At 57.8% G+C, this 21,538-nt stretch carries 21 protein-coding genes and 1 other annotated feature; all 21 genes read right to left on the reverse strand.

Features of this window, described 5'->3' with window-relative positions; translation table 11 throughout:
* Nucleotides 1-60: 60 nt before the first annotated feature.
* The 21 genes from rpoB to clpC all read right to left on the reverse strand — a co-directional run bounded on the left by rpoB (nt 61) and on the right by clpC (nt 21,425).
* Nucleotides 61-3,609 (reverse strand): DNA-directed RNA polymerase subunit beta, encoded by a 3,549-nt coding sequence (gene rpoB, locus KHA84_RS01590; protein WP_213421588.1) that lies wholly within the window; start codon nt 3,607-3,609, stop codon nt 61-63.
* Nucleotides 3,610-3,914: 305 nt separating this feature from the next.
* On the reverse strand, nt 3,915-4,514 hold the full coding sequence (locus KHA84_RS01595) for a class I SAM-dependent methyltransferase (protein WP_213421590.1): 600 nt from the start codon (nt 4,512-4,514) through the stop codon (nt 3,915-3,917).
* Between the two features lie 129 nt (nt 4,515-4,643).
* A complete protein-coding gene (gene rplL / locus KHA84_RS01600; protein WP_213421592.1) occupies nt 4,644-5,006 on the reverse strand; it encodes a 50S ribosomal protein L7/L12 in 363 nt (120 codons plus the stop codon).
* Nucleotides 5,007-5,078: 72 nt separating this feature from the next.
* Nucleotides 5,079-5,579 (reverse strand): 50S ribosomal protein L10, encoded by a 501-nt coding sequence (rplJ, locus tag KHA84_RS01605; protein ID WP_213421594.1) that lies wholly within the window; start codon nt 5,577-5,579, stop codon nt 5,079-5,081.
* Between the two features lie 37 nt (nt 5,580-5,616).
* Nucleotides 5,617-5,761 (reverse strand) — a sequence feature (ribosomal protein L10 leader region).
* 40 nt (nt 5,762-5,801) lie between these two features.
* On the reverse strand, nt 5,802-6,503 hold the full coding sequence (gene rplA, locus KHA84_RS01610) for a 50S ribosomal protein L1 (protein WP_213421596.1): 702 nt from the start codon (nt 6,501-6,503) through the stop codon (nt 5,802-5,804).
* A gap of 117 nt (nt 6,504-6,620) precedes the next feature.
* Entirely contained in the window at nt 6,621-7,046 is a 426-nt protein-coding gene (gene rplK, locus KHA84_RS01615; RefSeq protein WP_143020570.1) for a 50S ribosomal protein L11, read from the reverse strand.
* A gap of 165 nt (nt 7,047-7,211) precedes the next feature.
* Nucleotides 7,212-7,745 carry a transcription termination/antitermination protein NusG gene (nusG, locus tag KHA84_RS01620; protein WP_213421598.1) on the reverse strand — a complete coding sequence of 178 codons (534 nt, stop codon included), beginning with the start codon at nt 7,743-7,745 and terminating at the stop codon, nt 7,212-7,214.
* Nucleotides 7,746-7,946: 201 nt separating this feature from the next.
* Nucleotides 7,947-8,132, reverse strand: coding sequence for a preprotein translocase subunit SecE (gene secE / locus KHA84_RS01625; protein WP_008298915.1), 186 nt, complete (start codon nt 8,130-8,132; stop codon nt 7,947-7,949).
* A gap of 180 nt (nt 8,133-8,312) precedes the next feature.
* On the reverse strand, nt 8,313-8,960 hold the full coding sequence (sigH, locus tag KHA84_RS01630) for an RNA polymerase sporulation sigma factor SigH (RefSeq protein WP_213422003.1): 648 nt from the start codon (nt 8,958-8,960) through the stop codon (nt 8,313-8,315).
* Between the two features lie 73 nt (nt 8,961-9,033).
* Nucleotides 9,034-9,543, reverse strand: a complete 510-nt coding sequence (locus KHA84_RS01635; RefSeq protein ID WP_213421600.1) for an NYN domain-containing protein — start codon at nt 9,541-9,543, stop codon at nt 9,034-9,036.
* On the reverse strand, nt 9,543-10,298 hold the full coding sequence (gene rlmB, locus KHA84_RS01640; RefSeq protein WP_213421602.1) for a 23S rRNA (guanosine(2251)-2'-O)-methyltransferase RlmB: 756 nt from the start codon (nt 10,296-10,298) through the stop codon (nt 9,543-9,545). The genes KHA84_RS01635 and rlmB overlap by 1 nt, the downstream gene beginning before the upstream one ends.
* Complete coding sequence (locus KHA84_RS01645; protein ID WP_213421604.1) at nt 10,295-10,714, reverse strand: Mini-ribonuclease 3; 420 nt, start codon at nt 10,712-10,714, stop codon at nt 10,295-10,297. The genes rlmB and KHA84_RS01645 overlap by 4 nt, the downstream gene beginning before the upstream one ends.
* Before the next feature lie 4 nt (nt 10,715-10,718).
* Nucleotides 10,719-12,119, reverse strand: a complete 1,401-nt coding sequence (cysS, locus tag KHA84_RS01650; protein WP_213421606.1) for a cysteine--tRNA ligase — start codon at nt 12,117-12,119, stop codon at nt 10,719-10,721.
* Complete coding sequence (gene cysE / locus KHA84_RS01655) at nt 12,116-12,790, reverse strand: serine O-acetyltransferase (protein ID WP_272875229.1); 675 nt, start codon at nt 12,788-12,790, stop codon at nt 12,116-12,118. Before cysE ends, cysS begins: the two co-directional genes overlap by 4 nt.
* A gap of 379 nt (nt 12,791-13,169) precedes the next feature.
* Nucleotides 13,170-14,627 (reverse strand): glutamate--tRNA ligase, encoded by a 1,458-nt coding sequence (gltX, locus tag KHA84_RS01660; protein WP_213421610.1) that lies wholly within the window; start codon nt 14,625-14,627, stop codon nt 13,170-13,172.
* A 250-nt stretch (nt 14,628-14,877) separates the two neighbouring features.
* Nucleotides 14,878-15,354 (reverse strand): 2-C-methyl-D-erythritol 2,4-cyclodiphosphate synthase, encoded by a 477-nt coding sequence (gene ispF, locus KHA84_RS01665; RefSeq protein WP_213421612.1) that lies wholly within the window; start codon nt 15,352-15,354, stop codon nt 14,878-14,880.
* Nucleotides 15,351-16,055 carry a 2-C-methyl-D-erythritol 4-phosphate cytidylyltransferase gene (ispD, locus tag KHA84_RS01670; protein WP_213421614.1) on the reverse strand — a complete coding sequence of 235 codons (705 nt, stop codon included), beginning with the start codon at nt 16,053-16,055 and terminating at the stop codon, nt 15,351-15,353. The genes ispF and ispD overlap by 4 nt, the downstream gene beginning before the upstream one ends.
* A gap of 51 nt (nt 16,056-16,106) precedes the next feature.
* Nucleotides 16,107-17,183, reverse strand: coding sequence for a PIN/TRAM domain-containing protein (locus KHA84_RS01675; RefSeq protein ID WP_213421616.1), 1,077 nt, complete (start codon nt 17,181-17,183; stop codon nt 16,107-16,109).
* 13 nt (nt 17,184-17,196) lie between these two features.
* Nucleotides 17,197-17,505, reverse strand: a complete 309-nt coding sequence (locus tag KHA84_RS01680; protein ID WP_213421618.1) for a hypothetical protein — start codon at nt 17,503-17,505, stop codon at nt 17,197-17,199.
* On the reverse strand, nt 17,506-18,879 hold the full coding sequence (gene radA, locus KHA84_RS01685) for a DNA repair protein RadA (protein WP_008298938.1): 1,374 nt from the start codon (nt 18,877-18,879) through the stop codon (nt 17,506-17,508). It lies immediately after the preceding gene.
* A gap of 83 nt (nt 18,880-18,962) precedes the next feature.
* The gene (gene clpC, locus KHA84_RS01690; protein WP_213421620.1) at nt 18,963-21,425 is read right to left on the reverse strand and encodes an ATP-dependent protease ATP-binding subunit ClpC; all 2,463 of its coding nucleotides are present in this window, start codon (nt 21,423-21,425) and stop codon (nt 18,963-18,965) included.
* Nucleotides 21,426-21,538 lie beyond the last annotated feature (113 nt).

The raw sequence follows: 21,538 nt of genomic DNA on the forward strand, positions 1-21,538 counted from the left end.
CCGTTCATGGCAATACAGCTTTACGGGCGGCACTGCCGCCCAGCTGCAACTTTGTCCGCGTTATTCGGCTCCGATCGTTTCCTGCTCATTGGCCGGCAGGATGTTCAGCGCATCCGTCGGCTGCAGGTCTTCGTCTTCATCGAGGTCGCGGAGTTCGATCTCCTCGTATTCCTCCGTCAGCATCTTGACGTCGAGGCCGAGGGACTGGAGTTCCTTGATCAGGACCTTGAACGATTCAGGGATGCCCGGCTGCGGGATGTTTTCCCCTTTGACGATCGCCTCATAGGTCTTCACACGGCCGACAACGTCATCGGACTTGACCGTCAGAATTTCCTGGAGCGTGTAGGCGGCACCGTATGCTTCAAGCGCCCAAACTTCCATCTCCCCGAAACGCTGTCCGCCGAACTGCGCCTTACCGCCGAGCGGCTGCTGCGTGACGAGTGAGTATGGCCCGGTCGAACGGGCGTGGAGCTTGTCGTCGACCATGTGGGCGAGCTTGATCATGTACATGATGCCGACCGACACTTTGCTGTCGAACGGTTCGCCGGAACGCCCGTCGTAGAGGGTCGTTTTACCCGAGCGGTCCATGCCGGCTTCTTCCATGGTTTCCCAGACATCTTCTTCGTTGGCACCGTCGAAGACCGGGCTCGCCATGTGGAGGCCGAGATAGCGTGCAGCCATGCCGAGGTGAAGCTCGAGCACCTGGCCGATGTTCATCCGGGATGGAACGCCTAGCGGGTTGAGCATGATGTCAACAGGCGTGCCGTCCGGCATGAACGGCATGTCCTCTTCCGGAAGAATCCGGGAGATGACACCCTTGTTCCCGTGGCGGCCCGCCATCTTATCGCCCACGGAGATTTTCCGCTTCTGGACGATGTAGACGCGCACAAGCTGGTTGACACCCGGCGCAAGCTCGTCGCCGTCTTCGCGGTTGAACACTTTGACGTCGAGGACAATTCCGCCCGCGCCATGTGGAACACGGAGGGAAGTGTCACGCACTTCCCGTGCCTTCTCGCCGAAGATGGCGTGGAGGAGGCGCTCTTCCGCAGTCAGCTCGGTGACGCCCTTCGGTGTGACCTTGCCGACGAGGATATCGCCGTCGCGGACTTCCGCGCCGACGCGGATGATGCCGCGCTCGTCGAGGTTGCGGAGCGCGTCTTCACCGACGTTCGGGATGTCGCGGGTGATCTCTTCAGGCCCGAGCTTCGTGTCACGGGAGTCGGATTCGTATTCTTCGATGTGGATCGATGTATAGACATCGTCTTTCACCAGGCGTTCGCTCATGATGACGGCATCCTCGTAGTTGAAGCCGTCCCATGTCATGAACGCGACGAGGACGTTGCGGCCGAGCGCAAGCTCGCCGTCTTCCATCGACGGGCCGTCACCGAGCACGGTAAGCGGTTCGACGCGGTCGCCGACCTTGACGATCGGGCGCTGGTTATAGCATGTCCCTTGGTTTGAACGGACGAATTTCTCAAAGCGGTAGATGTCCAGGTCGCCCTTGACTTCCTTGCCGTCCACCGTTTCGGTGCGGCGGACACGGACTTCCTTCGCCTCGACGTGCTCCACGATGCCGTGGTGCCTCGAGACGATCGCCGCGCCCGAGTCTCGCGCCGAGACATACTCCATCCCGGTGCCGACAAACGGCGCTTCCGGATTAAGGAGCGGAACGGCCTGACGCTGCATGTTCGCACCCATGAGGGCACGGTTCGAGTCATCGTTCTCGAGGAACGGGATGCAGGCAGTCGCAGCCGAGACAACCTGTTTCGGCGAGACGTCCATGTAGTCGATGGATTCGCGCTTGAAGACCGAGTTGTCACCGCGGAAGCGGCCCACGACCTCTTCGTTGATGAAACGGCCGTCTTCATCAAGCGGCGCGTTCGCCTGGGCGACGACATAGTTGTCTTCTTCATCCGCCGTCAGGTAGTCGATCCGTTCTGTGACGACACCCGTCTCCGGGTCCACGCGGCGGTATGGTGTTTCAATGAAGCCGAATTTGTTCACTTTGGCATAGGTCGAAAGCGAGTTGATGAGTCCGATGTTCGGGCCTTCCGGCGTCTCGATCGGGCACATGCGTCCGTAGTGGGAATAGTGGACGTCACGGACTTCCATGCCGGCGCGCTCACGCGTGAGCCCGCCCGGCCCGAGTGCAGAGAGGCGGCGCTTGTGCGTCAGTTCTGCAAGCGGGTTCGTCTGGTCCATGAACTGGGACAGCTGGGAGCTGCCGAAGAATTCCTTGATCGATGCGATGACCGGACGGATATTGATCAGCTGCTGAGGCACAATAGACTGTGTATCGTTGATCGACATCCGTTCGCGGACCACACGCTCCATCCGGGAAAGGCCGATGCGGAACTGGTTCTGCAGCAATTCCCCGACCGAACGGAGGCGGCGGTTTCCGAGATGATCGATGTCGTCGGTCGTGCCGACCTGGTAAAGCAGGTTGAAGAAGTAGCTGATCGACGCGACGATGTCCGCCGGCGTGACGTGCTTTACTTCTTCTTCGATATCCGCATTGCCGATAACGTTGATGACTTTCTCATCTTCGCTGTTCGGCGCATAGATTTTCACGGAAGAAATCGTGATATCCTCGTCGAGTACGCCGCCGACCGGCTCAAGGGTTTCATAGCCGGCGCCCTGCTCGAGGAACGGGATGATGCGGTCGAGTTCACGGCGGTCCAGCAGCGTTCCTTTTTCCGCAATGATCTCGCCCGTCTCCGGATCAGCGATCGCTTCTGCGAGCGTCTGGTTGAGGAGGCGGTTTTTGATGCTGAGCTTCTTGTTCATCTTGTAGCGGCCGACGTCGGCAAGGTCGTAGCGTTTCGGGTCGAAGAAGCGCGAGTAAAGAAGGTTCTTCGCGCTCTCGACTGTAGGCGGCTCGCCCGGGCGGAGACGCTCGTAGATTTCAAGGAGTGCTTTTTCGGTGCTTTCGGTGCTGTCCTTCTCCAGCGTGTTCTGGAGATATTCGTTGTCCCCGATCAGCTCGATGATTTCCTGATCCGAGCCGAAACCGAGCGCGCGCAAAAGGACCGTGACCGGCAGTTTACGCGTGCGGTCGATGCGGACATGGACGACGTCTTTCGCGTCCGTCTCGTATTCAAGCCATGCGCCGCGGTTCGGGATGACTGTCGCCCCAAATCCGCGCTTGCCGTTTTTGTCCGTTTTGTCGTGGAAGTAGACGCTCGGGGAGCGCACGAGCTGGGAGACGATGACGCGTTCCGCGCCGTTAATGATGAATGTCCCGTTGTCCGTCATGAGCGGGAAATCACCCATGAAGACATCCTGCTCTTTTACTTCTTCGGTTTCTTTATTATGGAGGCGGACCTTGACGCGGAGTGGTGCCGCGTACGTCGCATCGCGCTCTTTCGACTCGCCGACCGGATACTTCGGTTCGCCGAGGCTGTAGTCGACGAATTCAAGCGAAAGATTGCCCGTGAAGTCCTCGATCGGAGAAATGTCGCGGAACATGTCCCGCAGGCCTTCCTCAAGGAACCATTCATAGGACTTCGTCTGGATCTCGATCAGATTCGGGAGCTCAAGCACCTCACTGATCCGCGCAAAACTCCTGCGCTGACGATGTTGACCGTACTGAACTAGTTGACCTGTCAACTGATTCACCCCTCAATTAAAGCGATAATGGGTCTTTGCGGATGCCGGCAAATTGATGTATGATATCCGAAAAGACAAAAAGAAAACGAGTCCGATGCAGAAGCTCATTTTCGGTTTCACCAGGCTTATTCCATTCCGGGCCAGTATTCCCAATTGAAGAGCCGGACTATACGGTAAGAATGTCCGGCCCCGGATGCCGCGCGGGCAGCCGGAGGCACTTCAGTCAAAAGGGCACACGACCTCAATTTTATTTGTGCATTTTATTATACTATCATTGAATATTTGTCAAGTCAATGTTTGTCAAGTCATTTTTTCGACCTATAGATGAAGTAGCCTTTTTTCTTTTCTTCGGCTGCAACATTGCCGAAAAGCTCCCGGAGCTTCTTTTCCGTGGATGCGGCGCCCTGTTTTTTCTGGATGACGACCCAGAGCTCGCCCCCTTCGGCGAGAAGGCGGTAGGCATCTTCGTAGATCCGGAAGACCGTATTCTTCCCTGCGCGGATCGGCGGATTGGTCAGAACCGCCGCAAATCCGTTTCCGCGCACATCCGAACCTGCGTCACTTTCATAAATCTCCGTGTTGCCGGCGCCGTTTGCGCCGGCATTTTCACGTGCAAGGTCAAGCGCGCGGCTGTTGACATCAACCATGTGGACAGTTCTGTCGGGCATCAGCCTGGCCGCTGTCAGACCGACCGGCCCGTACCCGCAGCCGATGTCCAGCAGATTCCCCGGAATTTCAGGCTCCCTAAATGTATCAATCAGAAGCCTCGACCCGAAATCAACGCTTTCCTTGCTGAATACGCCCGCATCCGTCTTGAAACGGAACGGGATTCCGCGGAGCGTCGCCGTCCAGGTCTGCGGCGCGCTCTCGGTGCCCGGGTTTTTCGAATAATAATGATCCGCCATGCCCGTCGCCTCCGTTCGTGAAGATAGTGCCCGGCCGGGGCCGGGAGCTGCTGCCCCTATCATACCCCTTGGACATGAATAAAAAAGCCCGTCGAGTTGAGACGGACTTTTTTGTATGGAAAGCGGGAATTACTTGAGTTCGACGCCTGCGCCGACTTCTTCGAGCTTCGCTTTCATTTCTTCTGCTTCTTCTTTCGCTACGCCTTCTTTGACAGCTTTCGGCGCTTCGTCTACGAGCGCTTTCGCTTCTTTCAGGCCAAGGCCCGTGATTTCGCGGACAACTTTGATGACTTTGATCTTCTGGTCGCCTGCGGAAGCAAGGACAACGTCGAAGTCTGTCTTTTCTTCTGCTGCAGGGCCTGCTGCGCCGCCTGCAACTGCAACAGGAGCTGCTGCTGTTACGCCGAATTCTTCTTCGATAGCTTTGACGAGGTCGTTCAGTTCGAGGACCGTCATTTCTTTGATCGCTTCAATGATTTGCTCTTTGCTCATTGATGTTTCCTCCTAAATGGATCGATTTATTTTATGCGGCAATGCCGCGTTCCGTTGGCTCAGGCTGCTGAATTATGCGCCTTGCTCTTCCTTCTGCTCTGCAACTGCTTTCGAAGCCAGTGCGAAGTTGCGGATCGGCGCCTGGAGTACGCTGAGGACCATGGAGAGGAGACCTTCCCGGGATGGGAGTTCCGCCAGTGCCTTAACTTCTTCCAGTGTTGCAACGTTGCCTTCGATGACGCCTGCTTTGATCTCAAGCGCATCGTTGTCCTTTGCGAAGTTATTGATGATCCGCGCAGGAGCAACAACGTCTTCTGTCGAGAACGCAATCGCGTTCGGGCCTGTCATGTACTCGTTGAGTGCTTCGAGGCCTGCTGCTTCAGCCGCGCGGCGTGTCATCGAGTTTTTGTAAACCTTGAACTCGATGCCTTCTTCGCGAAGCTGTTTACGCAGTTCAGTCACTTGCGCCACGTTGAGGCCGCGGTAGTCCACGACAACAACGGATGCCGCTTCTTTCAGCTTGCCGCTGATTTCATCGACGAGCGCTTGTTTCTGTTCGAGAATCTTGCTCATGTCAACACCTCCTGTTAGAGTGGCTCATTTATACCGCATATCAACGGAAAAACCCTGTATCCGCGTACGCAGACACAGGGCATTAAAGTCGGCTTCTTTCAATCAAGCACGTCTTTGTCCTCGGCCGGGAAGTTTAAGCGGCATGCCGCCCCTGCTGTCTACGGTACAAACGATATTCACAACATCGGCAATCTTACCAGACTGCCATTCTGTTGTCAACGATTATTTTTTGATGACGACGTTTGCCGCATCGATTTTCACTGCAGGGCCCATTGTAGTCGTCACGTTGACAGACTTCATGTAAGTGCCTTTTGCAGCTGCAGGTTTTGCCTTCTGGATCGTTTCGAAGATCGTTTCGAAGTTCTCGATGAGCTTCTCGTTGTCGAACGAAACTTTTCCGATCGGCGCGTGGATGATGCCGGCTTTGTCAGCGCGGTATTCAACCTTACCTGCTTTGATGTCCTGGACAGCTTTTGTTACATCGAATGTAACGGTGCCTGTCTTAGGGTTCGGCATGAGGCCTTTTGGTCCGAGGACGCGGCCAAGCTTACCGACTTCGCCCATCATGTCAGGTGTTGCGACGACGACGTCGAAATCAAACCAGCCTTGCTGGATCTTTTGGACGTAGTCCGCTTCGCCTACATAGTCTGCGCCTGCTGCTTCCGCTTCCTTCGCTTTTTCGCCTTTTGCGAAAACGAGGACCTTCTGCGTTTTGCCCGTTCCGTTTGGAAGGACGACTGCGCCGCGGATTTGCTGGTCGTTTTTACGAGTGTCGATTCCGAGACGGAAAGCGACTTCGACAGTTGCGTCGAATTTGGTTGTGCTCGTTTCTTTAGCGAGCGCGATTGCTTCTTCTGCGCCGTAGAGTTGTTCGCGGTCTACTTTTTTAGCCGCTTCTACGAGCTTCTTGCCTTTTTTAGCCATGTTTGTTTCCTCCTTGATTGTGGTTATAGCGGATTAACCCTCCCACGAAAAAGGATTGCGGCGTTCGCGTAGAACGGGCGCAACCCTCCTGTAACAGAACAACATCAAGTGAAAGAATCAGTCTTCGATCGTGATGCCCATGCTGCGGGCAGTGCCTTCGACCATCTGCATCGCTGCTTCAACAGAAGCGGCGTTGAGGTCCGGCATTTTAGTCTCCGCGATTTCGCGGACTTTATCACGCTTGACGACGGCAACCTTGTTTTTGTTCGGTTCGCCGGACGCCTTATCGATGCCTGCTGCTTTCTTCAGAAGAACGGCAGCCGGCGGAGTTTTTGTAATGAATGTAAACGAGCGGTCTTCAAAAACCGTGATCTCAACAGGGATGATGAGACCTGCCTGGTCAGATGTCCGTGCGTTGAATTCCTTACAGAAGCCCATGATGTTTACACCTGCCTGACCGAGTGCCGGTCCGACCGGTGGTGCCGGGTTTGCTTTACCTGCAGGGATTTGCAGTTTAACGATTTTGCTTACTTTTTTAGCCACGAGACGCACCTCCTTAAAGTCCGTGATGTGGTAATAGGGTTGCCCCTCCCACTCATATGTGTCTGCCGGCATTGCCGGTAGAATACGGTTGATCCGCAGCAGGCCCATTTTAGGCCTGACCTATGGAATGATACCACTAACAGCACCCACTTGCAAGCGGGAATGTCAAACCTTTCGAATCTGGGAAAAGTCAAGCTCCATCTTTGTTTCGCGCCCGAACATCTCGACGGCGACTTTGACTTTGCCCTTGGCCGGATCGACTTCCTCGACCGTCCCCTGGAAGTTCGCGAACGGCCCTTCAAGCACTTCGACCAGTTCGCCTGCTTCGATATCCATTTCGACCTTGGCTTCTTTCATGCCCATCTGGCGGAGGATGAAATCTACCTCATCCGGCATGAGCGGCGTCGGTTTAGCACCGCCGCCGGACGAGCCGATAAAGCCCGTTACGCCCGGTGTGTTGCGGACGACGTACCAGGAGTCATCCGTCATGATCATCTCGACGAGGACGTATCCCGGGAAAGTTTTTCGCATGACGGTCTTTTTCTTGCCGTCTTTCAGCTCTGTTTCCTGTTCTTCGGGAACGATGACGCGGAAGATCTTATCGAGCATCCCCATCGTTTCAACCCGCTTTTCAAGGTTCGCCTTCACCTTATTCTCATATCCGGAATAGGTGTGCACCACGTACCAATTTTTCTCCATTCGATCGGACTGGCCGTCCGTCCCTCCCTTTCACTTCCATATCAGCGGCTGAATGCCGGAGCGGCAGTTTTCCGGACGCGGCTCCTCCAATGAGTGTGCCCGCATCCGGAATACGCAACCCGCCCCGGACTTCAGCAAAATGAAAAAGCCCGTGCGGTCTTCCAGACGGGCTATTGTGGCCATGTATTCAGACAGTCTGAGTCAGATGCTCAGGAACCAGCGGAACAGTTCCGAAATACCGAGGTCGATCACTACGAAGTATAAAGCCATGAAAATGACTGTCGAAAGAACGACGACTGTGTACTTGGTCAGTTCTTTGCGCTTCGGCCAGCTGACCTTCCGCATCTCGGAGACGACGCCGCTGAAAAACTCACGAATCTTGCCCATTTATCGTAAACCTCCGGATTGTAAATGTCTAAGTCAAGTGTGGTTGTGCCACCGGAAGTTCCGGCGTCGCATCACGATTTTCCGCCGGCCGCCGGGTAAGGACGGCCGTGCCGCCGATCCGCGGACCGGTCCGATTACAGCCTACCACCTGCAAACAAGGCTGTCAACGCGGCCGGGTGCCTACCGGCGCGCGCCCTCGGCAAGGTGCTGCTCCAGTTTTCTCTTGATCCGCTGGAGGGCGTTGTCGATCGATTTCACCTGGCGGTCGAGCTTGTCCGAAATCTCCTGGTAGCTGCGCCCTTCCAGATAAAGGGCCAGAACCTGCCGTTCAAGCGTGCTCAGGACATTGTTGACCTCTTCCTCGAGACGGTTGAAATCCTCCCGGTGGACCATGAGATCCGCCGGGTCGTCAAGCTCCGGCCCCGTCAGCATGTCAAGCAGCGTCCGCTCGGATTCATCCTCGTAAACCGGCTTGTCGAGCGATACCGACGAATTAAGCGGAATATGCTTTTGCCGAGTCGCGGTTTTGATCGCCGTGATGATCTGCCGCGTGATACAAAGCTCCGCGAAGGCACGAAACGAGCTGAGCTTGTCCGCGCGGAAGTCCCGGATTGCCTTATACAGGCCGATCATTCCCTCTTGGATGATGTCTTCCCGGTCCGCTCCGACCAGGAAGTATGAGCGCGCTTTCATCCGGACGAAATAATGATACTTCCGGATCAGGTAATCGAGCGCGTCCGACCTTCCGGCATGCACCAGCCCGACAAGCGACTCATCGCTATGGTTTTCAAACGCTTCCCCCAAAACCTCTTTCCGGCTGTCAATCATCATTTCAGATCACCCCGGTCCCCCACGAATTTAATGACAAGTTTACAGGAAGGAAAATATTGTCGTCAACCGCTCATTTAAGTCCGCGGCGCCATTTTTCGAAAATTTCGGCCACATCGTCACTGAGCGGGATCTTGGAGAACGGCCGGTTTTCGCGGATTTCCCGCACCCGTTTTGCAATACCGTCACGGACTTCACCCATTTCGAGCCGGAGCTCGCGGGCGGATTTCCGGAGGGCACCCTGCGCGAAAATGACACGCTGCTCGGTAAAGTCCGATGTGGCGACATGCACCCGGGTCCGCCGGCTTCCCAGTTCGGAGGCGAGCCGCTCGATGCGCTCATCCGCCGTCTCGTTCTCCCTCGTGAAAATCACCTCGACATCCCGTCGCCGCTGCGGCTTCGGAATGCCCGGGACGTACTGCGCGTCAAAGACGACAATCACCCGCCAGCCTGTATATGCCCGGTATTCCGCCATCATTTCGACAAGCAGGTCCCGGGCATCCTCGAGCCGGGCATCCCGGAGCGTTTTCAGCTCGGGCCAGGCACCGATGATGTTGTAGCCGTCGACGATCAGGACGTCCATCACTGACCGCCTTCCGGATCACGCTTGCGGAACACCTCGTACATAAGGAGCGCAGCCGCGACGGAGGCGTTCAGGGAATTGACATGACCGACCATCGGAAGGCTGTATAGGAAGTCGCACTTGTCCCGAAGAAGGCGGCTCATCCCGCGGCCCTCGCTGCCGATAATGACGGCGAGAGGCAGGCCCGCATCCATGTTCCTGTAGTCTGCGTCGCCCTTTGCATCGGTGCCGGCAATCCAGACACCCCGGTCTTTCAGTTCGTCCACGGCGCGCGCCATGTTGCCGACCCGCACGACCGGGACATGTTCGATTGCGCCGGTTGATGCCTTGGCGACCACGCCGGTCAGGCCGACGGAGCGCCTCTTCGGGATAATGATGCCGTGCACGCCGGACGCATCCGCCGTCCTGAGGATCGATCCCAGGTTATGCGGGTCTTCAAGCTCGTCCAGGATGAGGAAGAACGGATCCTCCCCGCGCTCCTCCGCCCGGCGGAACAGATCGTCCATCTCCGCGTAATCATAGGCAGCGATGGATGCTACGACACCCTGGTGGGTGAGGTCGGTCAGCTGATCAAGCTTTTTATTCGGCACCTGCTGGACCACCGTGCCGGATTCTTTTGCAAGCCTGCGGATGTCCGCAGCAGGGCCTTTCTGCATGCCTTCAGCGATCCAGACTTTGTTTAGCTGGCGCCCGGACCGCAGTGCCTCGAGCACGGGATTGCGCCCTGCAATAATTTCTTCTTCCCGGTTCGTCACCGCGCTTCTCCTCCCTTCGATTCAGCAAAGCCGATGGCGTATCGGATCACTTCTTCCAGCCGCTCCTTTTTTTCAAGCAGATGCAGATAGCCGATCAGCGCCTCGAATGCCGTGCTGTAATTGTACGTCTGCACATCGGTGTTTTTCGGGGCGTGTCCCGATTTTGCGTTCCGTCCCCGGCGGACGACCGCGGATTCCGCTTCATCAAGAAATCCTTCCTCTTCCATCGAGAGGATAATCGCTGCCTGGGACTTTGCCGACACGTAGCCGGTCGCAAGCCGGTGGAGCGTGTTCGGCTTCACACGTCCGGAGCGGATCAGGTGCTCGCGGACGGAGACCTCGTAGACCGCATCCCCCATATAGGCGAGCGCGAGCCCGTTTAGCTGGCGGATGTCGCCGTCGCTTATTCCGGCCATCCGATCAGCCCCTCTTCCAGCGGACGCCCTGACGGGTATCCTCAAGGACGATGCCCCGGCTCAGCAGATGGTCACGAATTTCGTCGGCGCGCCGGAAGTCCCGGTTTTTCCGTGCCTCTTCCCGTTCGGCAATCAATGCATCGACTTCTTCGCCAGGAAGTTCCTGGGCGATCTCAAGAGAGATGCCGAGCACGCCGGCCAGCTTGCTGAACGCGCCGAGGAACGCCTGAAGCACATCCTTCTGGGTGTTTTTCTCGTTCAGGTAAGTGTTGGACAGGCGGGCCAGGTCGAAAAGTGCCGCAATGGCGTTTGCCGTGTTGAAGTCATCGTCCATTGCTTCTTCGAACGCGTTCTGCGCCTCCGTGATCTTATGGAGCCAGACGTCGGCCTGGTCGCCATTGTCCGCCGTCTGCCCGAGGCGGAACATGAGGTTGCGGTAAGCCGTCCGGAGTCGCTCGAGGGCACTTTCCGCGTCATCGATCACTTCCGAAGAAAAGTTGATCGGGTTCCGGTAGTGGACCGTCAGCATAAAATAACGCAGCACCTGCGGATCAATTTTTTGCCGGATGTCATGGACCGTGATGAAGTTTCCGAGTGATTTCGACATTTTTTCGTTGTCGATATTGACGTAGCCGTTGTGCATCCAGTAGTTCGCAAATGTCTTGTCGTTGTGCGCCTCGCTCTGGGCGATTTCGTTCTCATGATGCGGGAAAGTCAGGTCCTGGCCGCCGGCGTGGATGTCGATCGTGTCACCGAGTACTTCTCTTGCCATGACCGAGCACTCGATATGCCAGCCCGGGCGGCCTGCGCCCCATGGGCTCTCCCAGGAGATTTCACCGGGCTTCACGCCCTTCCAGAGGGCAAAGTCGAGCGCGTCCTCTTTTTTCTCGCCGGGCTGGATGCGCGCTCCAACCTTGAGCTCGTCGATCGATTGCTGGGACAGCTTGCCGTAGCCATCGAACTTCCGCGTCCGGTAATACACATCTCCGCCCGACTCGTAAGCGTAGCCCTTGTCGATCAGAACGCCGATAAAACCGATAATGTCCCCGATATGTTCCGTGACGCGCGGGTGGTCGTCCGCGTGGCGGCATCCGAGCGCTTCGATATCCGCGAAATACGCGGCGATGAACCGCTCCGTCAGTTCGCCGACTTCTTCACCAAGCTCATTTGCGGCCTTGATGATCTTGTCGTCGACATCGGTGAAATTCGAGACATAGTGGACATCATAGCCCTTGTACTCCAGGTAATTGCGAACCGTGTCATAGACGATGACCGGGCGCGCATTGCCGATATGGATGTAGTTATAGACGGTCGGGCCGCATACATACATCTTCACTTTCCCTTCTTCGATCGGGACAAACGGTTCTTTCTTTCTGGTCAATGTATTAAAAATCTGGATGGTCATCGCCGTACCTCCTTCAGCTGCTCCTGCAGCCGTTCCAATTCTTTATTGAGCCGGTTGATCTTCTCTTCAAGCATGTCACACTTGTCTGCGACCGGATCCGGCAGATCCTGGTGGTCCAGCTTCCTGGTCACCTTGACGCCATTCCGGACGACGACCGTCCCCGGAATTCCGACGACTGTCGAGTCGGGCGGCACATCTTTGAGTACAACGGAGCCCGCACCCACCTTGACGTTGTCGCCGAGCGTGATCGAGCCGAGCACTTTCGCGCCGGATGCGACGAGCACGTTGTTGCCGAGCGTCGGGTGGCGCTTACCCTTTTCCTTGCCGGTCCCGCCGAGCGTCACGCCCTGGTAAAGCGTCACGTCATCGCCGATCACGCACGTTTCCCCGATGACGACGCCCGAACCGTGGTCGATAAAGAACCGGCGGCCGATGATGGCGCCAGGGTGGATTTCGATCCCGGTCAGGAAGCGGAAAAATTGTGAAATGGCGCGGGCCAGAAACCGCATCCCCCTCTTGTGCAGGGCATGGGCGATCCGGTAGCCCCAAAGCGCATGGAGCCCCGAATAGGTCAGCACGATCTCCAAGGAGCTTCTTGCCGCGGGGTCCTGGTCGAAAATTGTCGAGATATCTTCTTTCATCCTCTTGAACATGGTTGGACATTCCTCCAAAAATCCGAAAACTGGGCGGGCGGGAGCATCCAAGAATCACCAGCCAAAACAAAAAGCGCCCCTGTCAGCTGACAGAGACGCCTCGTATGCGCGGTTCCACTCTGGTTTGGGAGGAGCAAAAATGCCCCTCCCCCCTCGGTGCCCGTAACGCGGGCAAGGCGGCCGGCCTACTGTTTTTCGGCTCGGCGCTCCGAGGTGCATTTCCGCGCGCAGCGGCCCGGGCCGCTTTCAGCCGGCGGCGGCCCTCTCTGTCTGGCATGCGCAACGTACTTCTCCTCTTCGTCGCTTTCGGTATGTTGAATCCTTGTTGACCTCTATTGTACTTGGGGAACACGGAATGTCAATTGATTAAACCGTATGCGGCGAACGTCCGGTGCATTCAGCCTGCGTACGCGGAGACGCGCCGGATCACCTTGTCGCGGCCGAGGAGCGAGATCGCTTCCTGCAGCTCCGGACCATGTGTCTGGCCCGTCGTCACGACACGGATTGGCATGAAGAGATTCTTGCCCTTGTGGCCCGTTTCCTTCTGCACGGCCTTGATGGCGGCCTTGATCGATGCCGGGTCAAACGATTCGAGTTCTTCAAGCTTCGCCTTGAATGACGTCATCACTTCCGGAACCTGTTCGCCGGAAAGAACAGCCTTTGCTTCTTCATCGTATTCGATGCCGTCGTTAAAGAATTGGGCGGACAATTCGACAATTTCCGCGCCAAAGCTCATCTGCTCCTGATACAGCACGATCAGACGCTCCGCCCACTCGCGTTCTTCCGCGGACAGCTCTTCCGGCAGGCGGCCCGCCTTTTGGAGATGCGGCAGCGCCAGCTTCACCACTTCTTCGGCCGGAAGCTGCTTGACGTACTGGTTGTTCATCCATGTCAGCTTCTGCTTGTCAAAGAGCGCAGGCGACTTCGAGAGGCGGTCCGCTTCGAACATCTCGATGAACTCGTCCTTCGAGAAGATCTCCTCCTCGCCCTTCGGCGACCAGCCAAGCAACGCGATAAAGTTGAAGAGCGCCTCCGGCAAATAACCGAGCTCCTCGTACTGTTCGATAAACTGGATGATCGATTCGTCACGTTTCGACAACTTCTTGCGGCTTTCGTTCACAATCAGCGTCATGTGGCCGAATGTCGGCGGCTCCCAGCCGAACGCCTCATAGATCATCAGCTGCTTCGGCGTGTTGGAGATGTGGTCATCCCCACGGAGCACATGCGAAATCTTCATGTAGTGGTCATCGGCCGCCACCGCAAAGTTGTAGGTCGGCACGCCGTCCTTTTTCACAATGACCCAGTCGCCGATATCGGCGGACTCGAACGACACGTCATCCTTGACCATGTCGTTGAACTTGTATGTGCGGCCTTCCGGAACTGCAAAGCGGATGCTCGGCTTGCGGCCTTCCGCCTCCAGCTTCGCGCGGTCGTCGTCCGTCAGGTGGCGGCACTTGCCGCTGTAGCGCGGCATTTCCCCGCGCGCCTGCTGGGCCTCGCGCTCGGCCTCCAGCTCTTCTTCGGTGCAGTAGCACTTATAGGCCAGCCCTTTTTCCAGGAGCCCGTCGTACAGTTCCTTGTAAAGATCGTTCCGTTCCGACTGGCGGTACGGGCCGTACTCGCCGCCGACGTCAATGCTTTCATCCCAGTCGATGCCGAGCCACTTCAGGTAGCGGAGCTGCGATTCCTCGCCGCCCTCGATGTTGCGCTTCGCGTCGGTGTCTTCGATGCGGATGATGAACTTGCCGCCGTTGTGGCGTGCGTAAAGGTAGTTGAAGAGCGCCGTCCGGGCGTTCCCGATATGCAGATGCCCCGTCGGGCTCGGCGCATAGCGTACACGGACTTCCTGTGTCATAGATGGTTCCTCCTGTTCGTTCGAACATGTTTGCTCTGTCCATTTTACCACAGCACGTGTGGTTTTAAAGCGCCGGGGTGTGTGAAGCCAGGGAGGGGCTGGTTTTTCGCGTGTGAACTTTAGAGATTTGTGCGCAAACCCCGGGGGCCGCTGGGATTTCCCACACAAACATCCCCGATTCGTACGCGAACGACTGCTGATCCTCTTCTCCACACAAAAAACCGCCCGTCATTCCCGGGCGGCCCTGTTTTTACGCTTTCTCCAATAAGATTACCGCGAGTGCGGCGATGCCTTCTTCGCGGCCGACAAAGCCCAGCTTTTCGGTCGTGGTCGCCTTGACGTTCACCTGCGATACGTCCGCATGAAGCAGTTCCGCGATGCGGGCACGGATTTTGTCAATATGCGGCGCCATTTTCGGGCGCTGGGCCATGATTGTGCAGTCGACATTGCCGAGCTTCCAGCCCTGCGCTTCGACATCCGCCCAGACCTTCTCCAGAAGCACCGCAGAGTCTGCGTCCTTGAACGCCTCGTCGGTGTCCGGGAAGTGATGGCCGATGTCCCCTCCCCCGATTGCGCCGAGTGCCGCGTCGGTCACGGTATGGAGCAGCACATCCGCATCCGAGTGGCCGATGAGGCCGCGCTCGTGCGGAATGGTCACACCGCCGATGATGAGCGGGCGCCCTTCCGCGAATTCATGCACGTCAAACCCTTGTCCGATCTTGATCATTCCATTTCCTCCTGCCGTTTCAGCAGCGCCTCGCCGATCGCGAGGTCCACCTTGGTCGTCATCTTCAGATTATCATACGTGCTCTCGACAACTCGGACAGGATGTCCGAGCCGCTCGACCAGCATCGATTCATCCGTCCCGAGAAACGCGTCAGCCAGTGCTTTTTCCTCCGCTTCGGCCAGCAGGCCCGCACGGAACGCCTGCGGGGTCTGGACAAGCCAGACGGCGCTCCGGTCGGGTGTGGATTCCACGATGCCGTCCGCAACCTGCTTGACCGTGTCCTTGGACGGAACCGCAGCAATCGCGGCGCCGTGATCCCGGACCGTTTCCGCAAGTTCCCGGATTACCCGCCGTGAAAGAAACGGGCGCGCCGCGTCATGGACCATAACGACCGCTTCGTCCTTGCCGCCCGCATCCATGAATGCCCGGACGCACGCGCGGACACTGTCCTGGCGCTCTCCCCCGCCGTCCGGCATCGCCGTAATTTTCGTGATGCCGTAGTCTGCCAGCATCTCCCGGATCCGCTCCCGTTCGTCAGGGCGAACCGCGATGATGATTCCGTCGCAGTCCGGGTCCTGCTGGAACACGGAAAGCGTCCGGACAAGAATCGGCTTTCCCGCAAGCGGAAGGAACAGCTTGTTCTCCCCGGCTCCCATCCGCCGGCCGCTTCCCGCAGCCGGCAGCATGACTGTGTAGTCCATCTGATTCCACTCCATCAAGCGAAAGGACAGGGCACAGGGCCCTGCCTTCCGTCAGTTTTTCGCTTTCACATCACGCGGCCGGGCAAAGATCATCCGTCCCGCAGACGTCTGCAGGACACTCGTCACCGCAACAATCAGCGTCTTGCCGATCTGGGTTTTCCCGTTTTCGATGACGATCATCGTCCCGTCGTCGAGGTAGGCGACGCCCTGATTGGCTTCCTTGCCTTCCTTGATGACCGTGACGCGCATTTCCTCGCCCGGGATGACGACGGGCTTGACGGCGTTTGCCAGATCGTTGATGTTGAGCACCCGGACGTTGTGCAGTTCGCACACTTTGTTCAGGTTAAAGTCGTTTGTCACGACGACCCCGCCGTTTTTCTTTGCCAGCCGCACAAGCTTCATGTCGACCTCGCTCACGTCGTCAAAGTCTTCATCGGTGATCACGGTCTGGCGGTCGTCCTGGATCCGCTTCAGGATGTCGAGCCCGCGCCGCCCCTTTGTCCGCTTGAGCGAGTCGGATGAGTCCGCGATATGCTGCAGCTCGGTGAGGACAAACTGCGGAATGACCAGTTCGCCCTCGAGGAACCCGGTTTCGGAAATGTCCGCGATCCTGCCGTCGATGATGACGCTCGTATCCAGGATTTTCTGGCTTGCTTGGAACTCGGCAGTCGGCTGGGCACCGTCCTTTTTCTTTTCCCCGCTTCTCGTAAACGTCTGGATCAGCTCTTCCCGCTTCTGGAAGCCGACCTGGAAACCGAGGTAGCCGAGAAGGACCGAGAGGATGATCGGCAGGATGTCCGTGATCGGCGGGAACTGGATCGCCCCAATCGCGAATGACAGCAGAAAAGCGACAATCAGTCCGATGATCATGCCGACCGTCCCGAACAGAAGGTCAAGCACCGGCGCTTTCATCAGCCGCTCCTCGAGCCACTTGATCGATCGCACGGTCGGCTCGGTCAGCATGAGGCTGAGCAGGTAGAACAGGACGGCACCGATCAGGGCAGACGCATATGCGTTGGTGAGCCATGGCTGGTTAACGGATAAAAGTTCGAATAATGACGGAAGAAAAATAACACCAAGCGTGGCCCCGATCAATGCATACGCGACCTTTACAAAAAAGTTCAGCATGGTTTTCACCTCCTTATTTAAAGTATACACGTTCGGCCTCCGGACTTCCTTCCGGAGAGGGATGAAAACCATATGATTTCCATAAATAATCAGACGCAAAAGGAGGGAATGAAGTTCCTTCCAGAACCGCAGCCGCCCTGCAATGCTTCTCCTGAAAGTCCGGATCCTCTAATCCTTCCCCTTTCCGCCGCTCCCGAAACCAAAAAACGGCCCCGCCGCATGTATATGCAACGGGACCGCCTTGTTTTAATCTATGCCGCAGTGTTTTGAGCGTGACGGCATCGCCTTTGAGAGAAATCGCCAGCCTCTCAGTCAGATCCACTTACTTGAACGCCTCTCCGAGCGCTTCGGCAACGGTGCTGACCCCTACAACCTGGATGCCTTCGGGATAATCCCAGCCGCCGAGGTTCGAGGCGGGCACGATGGCGCGCTTGAATCCAAGCTTTTTCGCTTCCTGGACGCGCTGCTCAATGCGGGACACGCGGCGGATCTCGCCGGTCAGGCCGACTTCGCCGACAAAGACGTCGTACTGGCTGACGGGTGTGTCCTTGAAACTCGAGACGATGCTCGTAAGGACGGCGAGGTCGATTGCCGGCTCATCCAGCTTCACGCCGCCCGCCACCTTGATGTAGGCATCGTGTGTCTGGAGCAGCATGTTCATCCGCTTCTCAAGCACGGCCATGAGAAGCGACACGCGGCTCTGGTCAAGGCCGGTCGCCATGCGTTTCGGATAGTTGAAGCTGGACTGCGTGACGAGCGCCTGGATCTCGACCAGGATTGGCCGGGTGCCTTCCATCGACGCGACGACGACAGACCCCGCCGCGCCCTGGGAGCGCTCTTCGAGAAACAGCTCGGACGGGTTCAGCACTTCCTTCAGCCCCGACTGCAACATCTCGAAGATCGCCATCTCGTTTGTCGAGCCGAACCGGTTTTTCACGCTCCGGAGAATCCGGTACGTATGATGGCGTTCCCCTTCAAAGTAAAGCACCGTGTCGACCATGTGCTCGAGCAGGCGCGGGCCCGCGATCTGGCCTTCCTTCGTGACGTGGCCGACGAGGAAGATGGCGGTCCCGGTCGTTTTCGCGATCCGCATCAGGTCGGCGGTGCACTCGCGCACCTGGGAAACACTGCCCGGAGCGGACGTAACGTCCGGATGGTGCACCGTCTGGATGGAGTCGACGATGACAAACTGCGGCTTCAGTTCCTCGATCGACAGCCGGATATGCTCCATGTCGGTCTCGGAATAAATATAGAGTTCCGGGGAGGTGACGCCGATCCGCTCCGCCCGGAGTTTGGTCTGCCGCACCGACTCCTCGCCGGAAATATAAAGGACGCGGCGGCCCTTTTCCGCCAGCAGCGACGACACCTGAAGCAGGAGCGTCGACTTCCCGATCCCCGGGTCCCCGCCGATCAGGACAAGCGAGCCCGGCACCACACCGCCGCCGAGCACGCGGTTCAGCTCGCCGAACGCCGTCTCTACACGCGGCTCTTCCTGTGTCTCGACCGACGTGATCGGGGATGCCTTGCCGGCGGGACCGGCCTCGGTGCGGAAAGCACCGCCCCGCGCGGCTTTCCCGACAATCGCCACTTCTTCGTCCATCGTATTCCATTCCCCGCAGCCCGGGCAGCGGCCCATCCACTTCGGAGACTCGTATCCGCAATCCCGGCACATGAACTTTGTTTTCTTTTTCGCCATTAGTACCTCCAGGCACGGAAAAGACATCCCGCCGCAGGATGCGGGCGGGATGTCTGAACCATTGGTTTGATAGGTTGATTATATCATTCTTTCGCGCTTCCTGCAGTTGCGGGCTCTTCGGCGCGGACCGTGTACTGGCCGTCTTCATCGACGTCAAACACGACTTTGTGGCCGGCGAGCACTTCGCCTCTCAGGAGCTCTTCGGACAGGCGGTCCTCGACGTTCTTCTGGAGCGCGCGGCGGAGCGGGCGGGCACCGTATTCAGGGTCGTACCCTTCCTGGGCGATCCGTTCCTTCGCAGCCTCCGTGATGACGAGTTCGATGTCCTGCTCGGCCAGGCGCTTCGTGAGCTGGTCGGCCATGAGGTTGATGATCTGGCCAAGCTCTTCCTTGTCGAGCGAGTGGAAGACGATCATTTCATCCACACGGTTCAGGAATTCCGGACGGAAAGCTTTCTTCAGCTCGCTGAGCATCGTGTCCTTCATGTCCTTGTGGTCCCGCTTGCCATCCTGCAGGTCGAAGCCGACGTACTTGTTCTGCTTGAGGGTCTCCGCACCGACGTTCGACGTCATGATGACGACCGTGTTGCGGAAGTCGACCGTGCGTCCTTTCGAGTCGGTGAGCCGGCCGTCCTCGAGCACTTGCAGAAGGATATTGAAGACGTCGGGGTGGGCCTTCTCGATCTCATCCAGCAGGATGACGGAGTACGGCTTGCGGCGGACCTTCTCTGTGAGCTGGCCGCCCTCGTCAAAGCCGACATAGCCCGGAGGCGAGCCGACAAGGCGGGACGTGGAGTGTTTCTCCATGTACTCCGACATGTCGATGCGGATCATCGCGTCTTCGTCGCCGAACATCACTTCGGCCAGCGCACGGGCGAGTTCCGTCTTACCGACACCGGTCGGGCCCAGGAAGATAAACGAGCCGATCGGGCGCTTCGGATCTTTCAGGCCGGCGCGTGCACGGCGGATGGCCCGGGAAATCGCGTCAACCGCTTCGTTCTGGCCGATGACCCGCTTATGAAGCTCTTCTTCCATGTTGAGGAGCTTCGCGGTCTCGGTTTCCGCGATCTTTGAAACCGGAACGCCGGTCCACATGGAGACGACCTGCGCGACATCCTCGACGGTCACTTCGGATTCTTTCTTGCCCTGCTTTTCTTTCCATTCTTCCTTCGTGCGCTCAAGCTCTTCTTTCAGCTTCTGTTCCTTGTCGCGGAACGAAGCGGCTTTTTCGAACTCCTGGCTCTGTACCGCGGCGTTCTTTTCGGAGCGGACGCTCTCGAGCTGCTGCTCCAGTTCCTTCAGGTCAGGCGGCGTGGTGAATGAGCGCAGCCGGACTTTGGAACCCGCCTCATCGATCAGGTCGATCGCCTTGTCCGGGAGGAAACGGTCCGAAATATAGCGGTCGGACAGCTTGGCTGCCGCTTCGACGGCTTCGTCCGTAATTTTCACACGGTGGTGTGCCTCATAGCGGTCGCGCAGTCCGTGGATGATCTTGATCGTATCTTCGACCGTCGGCTCGTCTACCTGGATCGGCTGGAAGCGGCGCTCGAGCGCGGCATCCTTTTCGATGTACTTGCGGTACTCATCGAGCGTTGTCGCACCGATGCACTGGAGCTCGCCGCGTGCAAGTGCCGGCTTCAGAATGTTCGACGCGTCGATCGCGCCTTCCGCGCCGCCCGCGCCGATCAGCGTATGGAGCTCATCAATGAAGAGGATGATGTTGCCCGCCTGGCGGATTTCCTCCATCACTTTCTTCAGGCGGTCCTCGAACTCACCACGGTATTTTGTACCGGCGACGACCGTACCCATGTCGAGTGTCATGACGCGCTTGTCGCGGAGCGTTTCCGGCACTTCGTTGTTGACGATCTGCTGGGCGAGGCCTTCCGCGATCGCCGTCTTTCCGACACCCGGCTCCCCGATGAGGACCGGGTTGTTTTTCGTCCGGCGTGAAAGCACTTCGATCACGCGGGTGATTTCCTTGGAACGGCCGATGACCGGGTCGAGCGTGCCTTCGCGCGCAATCTCGGTCAGGTCGCGGGCCAGCGAGTCGAGCGTCGGCGTGCTGGCGGAGGAGTTGCCGCCGCCCGCCTGCGCACCCTGGCCGTTTTCGTTCGAGCCGAGCAGCTGGAGCACCTGCTGGCGCGCCTTGTTCAGGGAAACGCCTGCATTGGCGAGGACGCGTGCCGCGACCCCTTCCCCTTCGCGGATCAGCGCGAGGAGGAGGTGCTCGGTGCCGACATAGGAGTGGCCGAGCTTGCGGGATTCATCCAGAGACAGCTCGATGACCTTTTTCGCCCGCGGAGTGTAGTGGATGATGGGGCCGACTTCGCGGTCACCGGTGCCGACGAGCTTCTCGACGCCTTCTTCGATCGTTTCGAAATTAACTCCGATCGCCTCGAGCGCTTTCGCGGCGATGCCGCCGCCTTCGCGGATGAGGCCAAGGAGGATATGTTCGGTCCCGATGGCGTCATGGCGCATCCGGATCGCTTCTTCCTGCGCAAGCTGGAGAACTTTCTGTGAGCGTTGCGTAAAGCGGTTGAACATCATATACAATCCCTCTCTTCTCTTAATGATTCATTTATGCAGATCCTGATGAACTTTGATTCTGGTTATATGATAAAAGGTTCCCCTAAACCGTCCGGCGTCAAACCGGAAACGGG

Origin of the sequence: Bhargavaea massiliensis (assembly GCF_018390575.1) — a bacterium.
Classification (GTDB): Bacteria; Bacillota; Bacilli; order Bacillales_A; family Planococcaceae; genus Bhargavaea; species Bhargavaea massiliensis.

Bases quoted from the DNA above. Each gene is read 5' to 3' on its own strand.
- KHA84_RS01595 (WP_213421590.1), bottom strand. From the start codon at position 4,514: ATGGCGGATCATTATTATTCGAAAAACCCGGGCACCGAGAGCGCGCCG.
- rplL (WP_213421592.1), bottom strand. From the start codon at position 5,006: ATGAGCAAAGAGCAAATCATTGAAGCGATCAAAGAAATGACGGTCCTC.
- rplJ (WP_213421594.1), bottom strand. From the start codon at position 5,579: ATGAGCAAGATTCTCGAACAGAAACAAGCGCTCGTCGATGAAATCAGC.
- rplA (WP_213421596.1), bottom strand. From the start codon at position 6,503: ATGGCTAAAAAAGGCAAGAAGCTCGTAGAAGCGGCTAAAAAAGTAGAC.
- nusG (WP_213421598.1), bottom strand. From the start codon at position 7,745: ATGGAGAAAAATTGGTACGTGGTGCACACCTATTCCGGATATGAGAAT.
- secE (WP_008298915.1), bottom strand. From the start codon at position 8,132: ATGGGCAAGATTCGTGAGTTTTTCAGCGGCGTCGTCTCCGAGATGCGG.
- sigH (WP_213422003.1), bottom strand. From the start codon at position 8,960: ATGATTGACAGCCGGAAAGAGGTTTTGGGGGAAGCGTTTGAAAACCAT.
- KHA84_RS01635 (WP_213421600.1), bottom strand. From the start codon at position 9,543: ATGGACGTCCTGATCGTCGACGGCTACAACATCATCGGTGCCTGGCCC.
- KHA84_RS01645 (WP_213421604.1), bottom strand. From the start codon at position 10,714: ATGGCCGGAATAAGCGACGGCGACATCCGCCAGCTAAACGGGCTCGCG.
- cysS (WP_213421606.1), bottom strand. From the start codon at position 12,119: ATGACCATCCAGATTTTTAATACATTGACCAGAAAGAAAGAACCGTTT.
- gltX (WP_213421610.1), bottom strand. From the start codon at position 14,627: ATGACACAGGAAGTCCGTGTACGCTATGCGCCGAGCCCGACGGGGCAT.
- ispF (WP_213421612.1), bottom strand. From the start codon at position 15,354: ATGATCAAGATCGGACAAGGGTTTGACGTGCATGAATTCGCGGAAGGG.
- ispD (WP_213421614.1), bottom strand. From the start codon at position 16,055: ATGGACTACACAGTCATGCTGCCGGCTGCGGGAAGCGGCCGGCGGATG.
- KHA84_RS01675 (WP_213421616.1), bottom strand. From the start codon at position 17,183: ATGCTGAACTTTTTTGTAAAGGTCGCGTATGCATTGATCGGGGCCACG.
- radA (WP_008298938.1), bottom strand. From the start codon at position 18,879: ATGGCGAAAAAGAAAACAAAGTTCATGTGCCGGGATTGCGGATACGAG.
- clpC (WP_213421620.1), bottom strand. From the start codon at position 21,425: ATGATGTTCAACCGCTTTACGCAACGCTCACAGAAAGTTCTCCAGCTT.